Origin of the sequence: Chryseobacterium lathyri (assembly GCF_019970085.1) — a bacterium.
In the GTDB taxonomy this organism is placed as follows: domain Bacteria; phylum Bacteroidota; class Bacteroidia; order Flavobacteriales; family Weeksellaceae; genus Chryseobacterium; species Chryseobacterium lathyri.
In genome coordinates, this window is sequence record NZ_JAHXYG010000003.1 from 532,357 (window position 1) to 545,086 (window position 12,730).

Below are 12,730 nucleotides of genomic sequence, written 5' to 3' on the forward strand. Positions count from 1 at the left end.
CACTAGGAATCCATTTTCGTTTTCAATAGAGGTTGCCTGCGAATTCCCAACGTCTTTTGCTGACAGGTTTTTACCAAAGATATCACCAAATAGGTTGCTACGTAAATATGATACTTTACAAAGATCATGTGTTCCTGAAGTATTTTATTATTTTGATTTATATTACCGTTCCTGTGCTGTCTTTCCACGTCGAATCCAGACCATCGTACCAAATTGGCTTTCTGTAATTATTATCGTAAAAGAATTGTGCATGCTTTAAGTTTTTGTTTGGACGTACAAATCCATGATCAAAAGAACTGGCTGTCAAAGCTGCTTTGTTTATTGTTTTAAAATCATTTCCATTTCTATAAAAAGAACCGGAAAAGTTGTTTTCAGGCGAGCTGGTATAAGTAGGGTCTTTTACAATGATGACGTTAGGATAAGAAATGAAATTGCTATCCCAGTTTAAGCTTTCAATACTGGAAACATATGCAGCGTATGGAACAGAGCTTCCACTTGCCACTAAAAACTTGTTGCCGATCACAGATGTTCTTCCCATTGTTTCAGCTACGTAAATATTTGCTCCCTCATCATTAACGGCAATATGATCGCCACAGTTATTGAAGGTATTGTTAAATATTTCCCAATCATAGCAATTACTCCCTTGATATATAACATTTTTATTGATGCCATTAATTACACTTGAGGCAACTGTAATTCTATTGGAATTAATCCCTTTAACAAAATGACTGGTATAATCATTTGCCGTTGAATACAGGCCTTTGCCTAAAACATTGATACCATTCAGAATAATTTCGTCAGCTTTGTCTACATACACGAGTCCGTTTATTGAGTTACCGGCAGCATGAACGAAGAATGAATTGCTGATCTGAACCTGTTGAACTCTTTTAACATCATTACCCCTGATTCGAATAGCATACGCTTCGGTTTGGCCGCTGTCCACTTCACCAATATATAAATTAGTGATAGACGTGTTTTGATGACCTGTATTGGTATTCAAAGGTTCGATATCCAGGCATGAGATCTTTCCGGAATTACACCATACATTGACTAATCTGTTACCTCCGGCAACCAGTCTTAAAGGAATATCTCCGGCAGCGAATTCAGAATTGGAAATACTACTGTCCGAATATATTTGAGCACCAATTTTATTATCCCGGAAATAACAGTTTTCTATTCTTAACATGCCTTTTTCAGAATATAAACCATATTCAGAGAAATTTTTTACCACAACTCTGTCCAGAATTAATCCTCCGCCATCAGTAAAATCCATGGCAATAGTTCCGGATGTGATAGCATGATCATCATGTTTTCCGTTAAAAATAAGATTTGAAATTTTGAAAGTATTTAGCCCTGCCACACCTTTAAAAAGCGTATTTGAAGTTTTCGTTGTAAGAATGGTGCTGTTTTTATCCCATATATCACTTCCGCTTCCTGAAATGCTGAGTCCTGAAAACTCCATTGGAATATCGATCGTAGAATTGATGATATATTGACCACGGTCGAATCTTACCGAATGAGAAGATTTAATGGCTTTTTTTATTGCTTCCGTGTCATCTGTTTCACCATCACCCTTAGCTCCAAACCACTTTACATTTACCGTGTCATCAACTAGTATTCTTCTGTAATATTTATTGTTGATTTTCTTATAGATGATATCATCACACATATTATCATCAATATCTGTTGTTTCATCATATGTATGTGTTGTTTCTAAAAAACAGGTCCATTCACCTGTAAATGGATCATTTAATTCAATTGTTGCCATTTTTTTGTTTTTTGATGTTAATAAATTGTGTTTCCTGCAGGAAATCTACTGAAGCAAAGATAAATGCAGCCTGCGACAGAACTTGACGTATATTATTTTACCCGATTTTTTAAAAGATCTTGCATAGATTTCTCATTATGAATTTGTTAATTAATCTATATTCTTGCTCATTATTCATTAAAAAACACTATTTTTGCACCCGTAAAAATCATTCATGCAAAACATTAGAAATATTGCGATTATCGCACACGTTGACCACGGGAAGACGACTTTGGTTGACAAGATTATTCATGCTACAAACATTTTCAGAGAAAATCAGGAAAGTGGAGAATTAATAATGGATAATAACGACCTTGAAAGAGAAAGAGGTATTACCATTCTATCTAAAAATATTTCTGTTACTTATAAAGACGTTAAAATTAACGTAATTGATACTCCCGGTCACGCCGATTTCGGTGGGGAAGTAGAGAGAGTTTTAAAAATGGCGGATGGAGTTATTTTGTTGGTGGATGCCTTTGAAGGGCCGATGCCTCAAACAAGATTCGTACTTCAGAAAGCATTGGAATTAGGACTTAGACCTTTAGTTGTTATCAATAAAGTAGATAAGCCAAACTGTCGTCCTGAAGAAGTTCATGACCAGGTATTTGATTTATTCTTCAACCTTGAGGCTACTGAAGAACAGCTTGATTTCCCAACATTCTACGGTTCTTCCAAGCAAGGTTGGTTCAACACTTCATTAGAACAGACAGAAGATATTTTCCCATTATTGGATGGTATCCTGCAATATGTTCCTGAACCTAAAGTAGAGGAAGGAAACTTACAGATGCAGATCGTTTCTCTTGACTTTTCTTCTTTCTTAGGAAGAATTGCAATCGGGAAAGTGATCAGAGGTGAGATCAAAGAATCTCAGTGGATCGGACTTGCTCAGGCAGACGGTAAAGTTCTGAAAGGAAAAGTAAAAGAACTTTATGTTTTTGAAGGATTAGGAAAGAAAAAAGTTTCAGAAGTAAAAGCAGGAGATATTTGTGCTGTTGTAGGTTTTGATGCTTTCCAGATCGGTGATTCATTCGTAGATCTTGAAAATCCGGAACCATTGCCAAGAACTGCAATTGATGAGCCTACATTGAACATGACGTTCTCTATCAACAATTCACCTTTCTTTGGTAAAGACGGTAAGTATGTAACTTCTAACCACCTGAAAGAAAGATTAACAAAAGAATTAGAGAAAAACTTAGCATTAAGAGTTGAACAAACTGATGATGCAAACACTTTCTTGGTATTTGGTAGAGGTATTCTTCACTTGTCAGTTTTAATTGAAACAATGAGAAGAGAAGGTTACGAAATGACGATTGGTCAGCCACAGGTTATCCTTAGAGAAATCGATGGAGAAAAATGTGAGCCTTACGAATCTTTGGTAGTTGATGTTCCGGAAGAATTTGCTTCAAGAGTAATCGACTTGGCTACTCAGAGAAAAGGTGACCTTCACATTATGGAAACTAAAGGAGAAATGCAGCATATGGAATTCGAAATTCCTTCAAGAGGTTTGATCGGATTGCGTTCTCAGATGTTGACTGCTACTGCTGGTGAAGCTATTATGGCGCACCGTTTCACAGAATATAAGCCTTTCAAAGGTGCTATTCCTGGAAGAAACAATGGAGTACTGATCAGCAAAACCCAAGGTCCTGCTACAGAATATTCTATCGCTAAATTACAGGACAGAGGTAAGTTCTTCGTGGATCCGGGTGAGGAAATCTATGCAGGTATGATCATCGGTGAACAAAACAAGCCTGGAGATTTGGTAGTAAACATTGTAGAAGCAAAACAGCTGAACAATATGAGAGCTTCTGGAAAAGATAAAGATACTGGTGTTGCACCGAAAATCTTATTCTCACTGGAAGAATGTATGGAATACATCCAGGGTGATGAAGCGATTGAGGTAACTCCAAACTTCATCAGAATGAGAAAGAAAATCCTTTCCGAAGAAGAAAGAAAAAGAATGGACAGATCAGCGAAAGCATAAGAAATTCTTATATATACTAGAAAAGCCTCGAATTTTTCGGGGCTTTTTTATTACACTATGTCTTAAAATGTTTATTTTGGCATAATAATCTCTTAGAAGAAATAAATTTAAAGTAGTTTGCAAACGATGAGAATGAATATCATAAAGCTTACTGTTTTAGCCGGAGTTTTTGCGTCATATACCAGTTGCTCCGTCCAGAACAATACAATAAAAGAAGCACCAACAAAAAATACAGCAAAGCCTAACAACAATACCATAAAGCCTAAAGATCCGGCTACGGGAGTAAAACCTGTAACAGCAGTGCCTCCGTCTGATGAGAACTTCAGAACCGTTCTTCCGGAGGTTAAAAGAGAATTCCGCGGAGCCTGGATCGCAAGTGTAGCCAATATCAATTGGCCCTCAAGGAATAATTTAACGGTTGATCAGCAGAAAGCAGAAGCCATAAGCATGCTCGATATGCTGAAAGATAACAATTTCAATGCAGCAATCTTCCAGATCAGACCTTCTGCCGATGCGTTGTATACAAGTAGTATAGAGCCATGGTCATACTTTCTGACCGGAGAAACAGGAGTGGCTCCTTATCCCAATTATGATCCCCTTCAGTTCTGGATTGAGGAGGCACACAAAAGAGGCTTGGAACTGCATGTCTGGCTAAATCCTTACCGTGCCCACCATTCGAACGGAGGTGCTGTAAACAGCCTGTCTATGGTGAATAAGCTTTCTGATATTGTGGTAAGACTAAAGAACGGAATGTATTGGTTCGATCCTGCCAATCCCAAAACACAGGGACACGTTTCCAATGTTGTAAAAGATATTGTGAAAAGATATGACATTGATGCCATCCATTTTGATGATTATTTCTATCCTTACGCCACCTATAACAGGGGTGCGGACTTTCCAGATAATGCATCGTGGAATGAGTACCAGAGAAACGGGGGAACTTTATCCAGAGCAGACTGGAGAAGGGATAATGTCAATAAATTTGTAGAGAGAATTTACAAAGAGATTCATGCAGAGAAAGATTATGTAAGATTCGGGATCAGTCCGTTTGGAATCTGGAAACCCGGATATCCTGCAGGAATTGTGGGTTCTTCTCAATATGACGAATTATATGCTGATGCCAAATTATGGCTGAATAAAGGCTGGGTAGATTATTTCTCTCCGCAGCTGTACTGGCCGATCGATGCCAAAGGTCAGGGCTTTGAAGCATTATTAGACTGGTGGAAATCCGAGAATACAATGAACCGCCATCTTTGGCCGGGTCTTAATACTGTTGAGATCAAAGTATCCGACCGCCCTGCGGAAATTAAGAATCAGATTGAAATCTCAAGACAGATTTTAAAGAACGATGCCGGAGAAATTCATTGGAGCATCGCTGGATTAACAAAAAATACAGACATGCTTCCTACTCTGAAAAACGGACCATACAGCGAAAAAGCATTAGTTCCGAAAACACCATGGATAAAGGCAGTTCCATTACAGACTCCAACATTATTTACAGTGGATAACGGAAGTTTTGTACAAACGAATTGGAGTAGCAAAAGTATAGGAAATGTCTTCCAATGGATACTTTTCACTCAGTACAACGGAATTTGGGAAACAGAAATCCTTACATTGGACACTCTTTCGAGGGATATACCAAAATCTAAAGGCGGCAGAAAACTAAATGCAGTGGCCATAAAAGCGGTAGACAGGCTTGGAAATGAAAGTGATTATATGGCTAAAAAGATAAAATAACTTCTTTGAAGAGCAGCAATTTGAAAGAATGAAAAAATATGGGGCTGTAATTGCAAAAAATCAGCAGTACAGAAATAAAAGTGTTATGTCTTAACTTTGACCAAAACAATAACCAGTTCAAAAAAAGGACTGGTTTTTTTATTTTAGAATAACTATAAATTATTTGTTTAAATTAATGTCATTCAGTTGATTGTAAACAGGATTTAAATTAATAGTCATAAAATAGAACTCTATCGGAACCATTTTTGCATTATTAGCTAATAATCACCAAAAATATATCATTATGAATACCAACAGACTTTCCCCGACCATTGAAAAGGCATTGAGTGATCAGATGAACAAAGAAATTCATGCATCACACGTTTTTCTGTCTTACGGGATCTGGGCAGATGATAAAGGATATCAGGGAATTGCCAATTTCCTTTACAGACATGCGCAGGAAGAAAGAAATCATTCTATCAAGTTTATGGAATATGTGCTGAACAGAGGCGGGAAACCAAAAGTAGACGCCATTCCGGCTCCGCCTGCCGATCCGGAATCTTTAACAGCCTGTTTTGACGGAGTCTTTAAACATGAAGTAGACAATACTACAGCAATTTACAGAATTGTAGATCTCGCATTGGAAGAAAAAGACTGGGCTACATGGAATTTTATGCAATGGTTTGTACAGGAACAGATAGAAGAAGAAACACTGGCTGCCAACCTGATAGATAAATTGAAAATTGCAGGCGGTGACCGTGCTACCGATGAGTCTTTATTTACTTTAGATAAAACATTGCAGGAGACACCGAATGATGTCCCTCTGGCTCAGGAAGCCACGGGAAACAATCCATAAAAAACAATTAATTGACAAAAATTATTAAAAATCTGCCTAAATTCTGGCAGATTTTTTTATTATGAAACTCCCTTTAAAATCACTATCTTTGCAGGCTGAAAGTTGGGTGGTCGGAATATGAATTTAAACATCAGACTTCCAGCCTGAACTTATTGAATATTAAACTTTGAATTTTACAATATGAAATGTGGAATTGTAGGCCTTCCGAATGTAGGCAAATCAACTCTCTTTAACTGCTTAAGCAACGCTAAAGCTCAATCTGCGAACTATCCTTTCTGTACGATAGAACCGAACCTTGGTACGGTATCTGTACCGGATCAAAGGCTTTTTGAACTTGAAAAAATAGTTAATCCAGAAAGAGTATTGCCGGCTGTAGTTGAAATTGTTGACATTGCAGGGCTTGTAAAAGGAGCGAGCAAAGGAGAAGGGCTGGGAAACCAGTTTCTTGCCAATATCCGCGAGTGTGAAGCCATTATTCATGTTTTAAGATGCTTTGATAATGGTAACATTATCCACGTTGAAGGTTCTGTAGACCCAATGAGAGATAAAGAAATTATCGACATCGAATTACAGCTTAAAGACCTTGAAACAGTTGGAAAAGCTGTTGAAAAAGCTAAAAAGTTTATCAAATCCGGAAAAAAAGATGATATCCTTGTTTATGAAACACTTCAAAACCTGGAAAAATTCATCGAGGACGGGAAAAATGCAAGAGAGTTTCCGGTCAATGATTTGACGCAGCCAATCATCGATGATATCCAGCTTTTAACCAAAAAGCCTGTGTTATATGTGTGCAACGTAGACGAAAATTCTATCAAAAACGGTAACGAATGGATAGAAAAGATTGATGCGATGGCTAAAAACGAGGGTGCAGAGACCGTTGTTTTAGCAGCACAGATTGAAGCAGATATCAATGAACTGGAAACATTTGAAGAAAGAGAGATCTTCCTTGAAGAATTAGGACTTGAAGAGCCTGGAGTAAACCGTCTGATCAGAAAAGCTTACGATTTATTAAAACTTCAGACCTATTTTACAGCGGGTGTAAAAGAAGTAAGAGCATGGACAATAGGACAGGGATGGACAGCTCCACAGGCTGCCGGAGTGATCCACACAGACTTCGAAAAAGGTTTCATCCGTGCAGAAGTAATCAAGTATAATGATTATATAACCTATGGTTCTGAAGTAAAAATTAAAGAAGCCGGAAAACTTGCTGTAGAAGGTAAGGAATATATTGTTCAGGATGGTGACATCATGCACTTTAGATTCAACGTATAAGAATATATTAAAGTTAGTTATAATTGAAAATGCTTCAGGGATTATCTCTGGAGCATTTTTTCTTTTTCCCAGTAATAAAAAAGCCACTCTTATACAGAGTAGCTTTTTAAATTCCTTTAAGGCTCTATTCCGGGTCTGCATTGCAGCTGTGCACAGCCTATTGATATTTTACTGCAGGCTCCGGTCATGGGATCAATGCAGTCCATTAATCCGCCGGTAATGCTTCTTAAATGCTTTTTGTTCAGTTTTTTTCCTTTCTGTAAATCTTGATTTTTCATTGTTTTAATTTTTAGTGAGTTAGTTTGAAAACTAAGGTAAGAAAAATATGTATATGTATATCACTTCATGAAGAAAAAAGTAATTTTTTTCATTTTTCAAATCATGCTAACTTTGTATATTTGAATTTTACAAAAAGTCAGTTATGGAAAAGATCACTCATTCATCCCTTGAAGATTTCTATAAAGAAATGGCCGCCAAACTGGGAAAAGATCTTGAAAGTATTTTTCCGAAAGGACTTCATAAAGATATAGGACATTTCAATGTATTCGATATCAGGCAGACTATCGAAAGAGCGCGAACTACTTCGGAAATGCCTTACAACAGAAGAAAATATTACAAAATAAGCCTGATCAGAGGACAGAATAGGGCAGAATATGCAGACAAAATCATAGCTATCAAAAAGAATGCTTTATTATTTGCTACCCCTAAAGTTCCGTATCACTGGATTCCGGAAGATCCTGACCAGTCGGGAAGCTTCTGCGTATTTACAGAAGATTTCTTCATCAAAGCGCAATCCCGGTTTTCATTGGAAGACCTGCCGATTTTTCAGCCGGGGAATATTCCGTTGTTCGAGATTGATGATGATCTGGCAGACGAAATAGAAACTCTGTTCACAAAAATAAAACAGGAAATAGTTTCCGATTATATTTTCAAATATGACCTGATCAGGAATTATGTACTGGAGCTCATTCATTACGGACAAAAGCTGCAGCCTGCTGCAAAGCTTTCTGCCTCAAATGATGCCTCATTACGTGTAGTGTCGTTATTTATAGAACTTCTGGAAAGACAGTTCCCGATAGAATCTTCAGACCAGAGATTACAGCTAAAAACAGCAAAAGACTATGCTGACAGACTAGCGGTTCATGTGAATTACTTAAATAAAAAATTAAAAGAAAGCACTGGAAAAACAACCACCGAATTTATTGCCGACCGTATGATTCAGGAAGCTAAAATTCTTTTAAGACAAACCAAATGGAATGTTTCTGAGATTTCTTATGCGCTGGGTTTTGAGGAAATAGCTCATTTTTCCAACTTTTTCAAAAGAAAGACTTCATTTACCCCAATGCAGTTTCGCACATGATTTGAATTTTGCAAATTTCAGATTGATTCAGGCAAACGTTTCTTCCGCAGAATTTTCCAACTTTGTATCATTAAATAATAAAATAAATAATATAAAACAATGAATACAAAAACAAAAATCGCATTAATCACGGGCGGAAGCCGTGGCCTTGGAAAAAATGCCGCTCTTAAGATTGCCCAAAAAGGCTTGGATGTTATTATTACTTATAAAAATAGCAGTGAGGAAGCTGAAGCCGTGGTTAAAGAAATAAAAGCATTGGGACAAAATGCTGTGGCTTATCAGCTGGATACCAGAGATGTAAAAAGCTTTGATGCATTTGTGAAAAACATTACAGATCATCTGAAAACTGAAACAGGCAGCCCAAATATCGATTTCCTGATCAATAATGCGGGAACAGCTTTATATGCTCCCATCATGGAAACTACAGAAGAACAGCTTGACGACATCATAAATGTTCATTTTAAAGGAGTTTTCTTTCTGACACAGAAAATGCTTCCTTTTGTTAATGACGGGGGCGGAATTATTAATATTTCATCAGGACTGGCAAGATTTGCTTTGCCGGGGTCCTCTGTTTACGGTTCTATGAAGGCTGGTGTAGAAATGCTGACAAAATATATGGCAAAAGAACTGGGATCCCGTAAAATCAAAGCAAACGTTATAGCGCCGGGAGCTATTGAAACAGACTTTGGAGGCGGAAGAACAAGAGACGATAAGCATGTAAATTCAATGATTTCTAGTATTACTGCATTGGGAAGAGCCGGACTTCCGGATGACATCGGAGGGGTAGTGGCATTCTTGTGCACCGAAGATGCAGGCTGGATCAACGGACAGAGAATAGAAGCTTCCGGCGGAATGTTTTTATAAAATATCATTACAAGGCATTCTGTAAATTAAAAATAAAACCAGATCTGAAAATGAGCTGATTTATTTTTTTTGTAAACAGGATACACAGATTACCGATCCCGTTCTTTTATCTTTTATCTATTTGCCTTTTTACCTACCTTTAGTATCTGCAAAGTTCAAGGTATGATAAAAGAGTTTTTTGATCAATTCCCATATATTCTTGTAGGACTTGAAGTTCTTTATCTTGTTGGGATTATTTTTCTGGCCGGTAAAATTATTATGGATACTAAGAATACAGGCAAAACCCTGGCTTATCTTATGCTGATCATCTTTCTTCCGGTTATAGGAATTATTATCTACTTTGTATTTGGAGTTAACTACCGGAAAAATAAGTTCTATAGTTTTAAAATTGCACGGAACGAACAGATTTATCAGGGTGTAAGTGCTTATATCCGGAAAACACATTATAAAACATTAAAAAATCATACCGAAGAAATAGGACAGTTTTTAACAACAGTCAATTATCTTTATAATGCTTCCTATTCTCCGCTTTCACCAGGAAACCATGCGGAAATACTGATCAATGGGGAAGGTAAATTTGAAAAAGTTTTTAAGGTCATTGAAAAAGCGGTCCATCATATTCATCTGGAATATTATATCTATGATAATGACGGAATAGGAAACAGGCTTGCTGATCTGCTGATCAAAAAGGCAGAAGAGGGTGTTATCGTCCGTTTTCTCTATGATGATATGGGGAGCGGGAAAATAGGTCGTAAGCTTTTGAGAAGACTAAAGGAAGGAGACGTTCAGCTATCTCCTGTTAATAAAATTACATTCAGGCTGCTGGCCAACAGGGTCAATTACAGGGACCACAGAAAGATCATTATTGTAGATGGCGCAGAAGTTTTTACAGGCGGAATCAATGTTTCCGATAAATATATTAATCCTAATCCCATACAATACTGGAGAGATGTTCACCTTTATATAAAAGGAGAAGCTGCTTTCTACTTTCAGTTTTTATTCCTCAGCAACTGGATCTTTGCAACAGAAAAGATTCCTGAAATCTCTAAGCTTTATTTTGATTATAAAAACAAAGAAGAAGGAAATTCGCTTATTCAGACGGCGGCCAGCGGTCCGGATACCAAGCCTTCCATCATGCTCAGTACAGCTTCTGCGGTACTTTCTGCCAGAAAAAGAATATATATTGTTACTCCATACTTTATTCCGGTAGAAACCGTATTAAATGCCATCAAACAGGCAGCTCTTTCCGGAGTTGATGTAAGGCTCATGGTTCCTAAATCCGGGGATTCCATGGTTGTGAATGCTGCGGCATATTCTTATTACGAAGAGCTTCTGGAAAATAATGTGAGGATTTTCTTTTACAAAAAAGGCTTTATCCACGCTAAAACAATGATCGTTGATGATAACTTTTCTTCCGTGGGGACAGCCAATATGGATGTAAGAAGCCAGGAACTGAATTTTGAGGTCAATGCATTGGTATTTAATGAAGAAATTAATGATAAGCTTCAGAACCTTTTTCATGAAGACATGAATGACTGTGAGGAAATCTCTCTCGAATCATGGAGGAAAAGACCAAAAACCAAAGTATTCTTTGAACACCTGGCTAGGTTACTTTCTCCGCTTATATAAAGATTTAAAGCCTGGAAAGATTTTCTATGGCTTTTTCTAATGTTTCCTGCTTTTTTGCGAAACATAACCGGATCACATGGTCATTCCTTTTATTTTTATAGAATGACGAAAAAGGAACACTTGCCACTTTATGAGTGATAGTAAGCTCGCTCGCGAAATCAAAATCATTTTTATCCGATATTTTATCATACTTCAATGCCTGGAAATAAGTTCCTTCACAATCCAGCAATTCAAAAGAAGTTCCGGCCAGTCCTTTTCTTAAAAAGTCTCTTTTTTCCTGAAAGAACTGCCCCAAATTATTGTAATGAGCTTCATTTTTCATGTAAGCTGCCAGCGCCAACTGAATAGGAGTGTTAACAGAGAAGACATTGAACTGGTGGATTTTTCTGAATTCATCTGTCAGCGCTTTTGGAGCAGCACAATAACCGATTTTCCAGCCCGTAACATGAAACAGCTTTCCAAATGAAGCTACCAGAAGAGTTCTTTCCTTTAGTTCCGGATATTTGGCGAGGCTCAGATGCTGTTTTCCGTCAAAAACAATATTTTCATAGACTTCATCACTTAAAATAAGGATGGAAGTTCCTTTTACAATGGCAATCAGTTCCTGAATATCCTGCGCTGTTAAAATCTTCCCCGACGGATTATTGGGATTGTTCAGGATGATCATTTTGGTTTTATCGCTGACCAGGTTTCGTACTGCTGTCCAGTCGATTGCATAATCCGGGGCTTTCATTTTAAATCGTTTTACAACTCCGCCGAACAGTTCTACAGTAGGTTCATAGCAATCGTAGGCCGGTTCAAAAATGATCACTTCATCATCTTTTTTAACAAAAGTGGCTACTGCAGTGAAAATAGCCTGAGTTCCCCCCGCAGTTACTGTAATCTCTGAGTCTGGATGGTATATAGCCTGATGGCTGTTTTCAATTTTTCTGGCAATTTCTTCCTTTAAAGTAATCATTCCACCCATTGGAGCATATTGGTTAAACCCTTGTTTAATGAAATAATCTACATGATCCAGCAGCTCAGGATCCGGCATGAAATCCGGAAACCCCTGTGAAAGGTTGATTGCCTCGTTTTCGTTTGCGAGCTGTGTCATTTGGCTGAAAATGGTAGTTCCTACATTGGAAAGCTTGGATAATGGAAGTTGTATCATTAAAGGATTTTTTACTTACTTCGAATTTAATTCATTTTTTGTAATCAGAAGCAGAAATTCCATAAAAAAAGACTGTCCCATGCAAGGACAGT

At 37.4% G+C, this 12,730-nt stretch carries 10 protein-coding genes; 7 read left to right on the top strand and 3 right to left on the bottom strand.

Annotation, left to right across the window (positions count from 1 at the left end; all coding sequences use genetic code 11):
* Positions 1-157 precede the first annotated feature (157 nt).
* On the bottom strand, positions 158-1,768 hold the full coding sequence (locus LC418_RS11795) for a glycoside hydrolase family 55 protein (RefSeq protein ID WP_223559271.1): 1,611 nt from the start codon (positions 1,766-1,768) through the stop codon (positions 158-160).
* 214 nt (positions 1,769-1,982) lie between these two features.
* Between LC418_RS11795 and typA the strand changes: the two genes are divergently transcribed.
* The 4 genes from typA (at position 1,983) to ychF (ending at position 7,632) form a co-directional block, all read left to right on the top strand.
* Complete coding sequence (typA, locus tag LC418_RS11800; protein WP_111958340.1) at positions 1,983-3,788, top strand: translational GTPase TypA; 1,806 nt, start codon at positions 1,983-1,985, stop codon at positions 3,786-3,788.
* Between the two features lie 132 nt (positions 3,789-3,920).
* Positions 3,921-5,525, top strand: a complete 1,605-nt coding sequence (locus tag LC418_RS11805) for a glycoside hydrolase family 10-like protein (RefSeq protein WP_476727397.1) — start codon at positions 3,921-3,923, stop codon at positions 5,523-5,525.
* A gap of 283 nt (positions 5,526-5,808) precedes the next feature.
* Positions 5,809-6,360: a ferritin gene (locus LC418_RS11810; protein ID WP_111958336.1), complete on the top strand. Its 552-nt coding sequence runs from the start codon at positions 5,809-5,811 to the stop codon at positions 6,358-6,360.
* A gap of 180 nt (positions 6,361-6,540) precedes the next feature.
* On the top strand, positions 6,541-7,632 hold the full coding sequence (ychF, locus tag LC418_RS11815; RefSeq protein ID WP_223559273.1) for a redox-regulated ATPase YchF: 1,092 nt from the start codon (positions 6,541-6,543) through the stop codon (positions 7,630-7,632).
* Positions 7,633-7,748: 116 nt separating this feature from the next.
* Here the strand turns inward: ychF and LC418_RS11820 are convergent, their stop codons facing one another.
* Positions 7,749-7,910 (bottom strand): hypothetical protein, encoded by a 162-nt coding sequence (locus tag LC418_RS11820; RefSeq protein ID WP_167409432.1) that lies wholly within the window; start codon positions 7,908-7,910, stop codon positions 7,749-7,751.
* Positions 7,911-8,053: 143 nt separating this feature from the next.
* Between LC418_RS11820 and LC418_RS11825 the strand changes: the two genes are divergently transcribed.
* The 3 genes from LC418_RS11825 (at position 8,054) to cls (ending at position 11,485) form a co-directional block, all read left to right on the top strand.
* Positions 8,054-8,992 carry a helix-turn-helix domain-containing protein gene (locus tag LC418_RS11825; RefSeq protein WP_223559274.1) on the top strand — a complete coding sequence of 313 codons (939 nt, stop codon included), beginning with the start codon at positions 8,054-8,056 and terminating at the stop codon, positions 8,990-8,992.
* A 99-nt stretch (positions 8,993-9,091) separates the two neighbouring features.
* Entirely contained in the window at positions 9,092-9,856 is a 765-nt protein-coding gene (locus LC418_RS11830; protein WP_223559275.1) for an SDR family NAD(P)-dependent oxidoreductase, read from the top strand.
* Positions 9,857-10,018: 162 nt separating this feature from the next.
* Positions 10,019-11,485 (top strand): cardiolipin synthase, encoded by a 1,467-nt coding sequence (gene cls, locus LC418_RS11835; protein ID WP_223559276.1) that lies wholly within the window; start codon positions 10,019-10,021, stop codon positions 11,483-11,485.
* A 4-nt stretch (positions 11,486-11,489) separates the two neighbouring features.
* Here the strand turns inward: cls and LC418_RS11840 are convergent, their stop codons facing one another.
* Positions 11,490-12,638, bottom strand: coding sequence for a methionine aminotransferase (locus tag LC418_RS11840; RefSeq protein ID WP_223559277.1), 1,149 nt, complete (start codon positions 12,636-12,638; stop codon positions 11,490-11,492).
* Positions 12,639-12,730 lie beyond the last annotated feature (92 nt).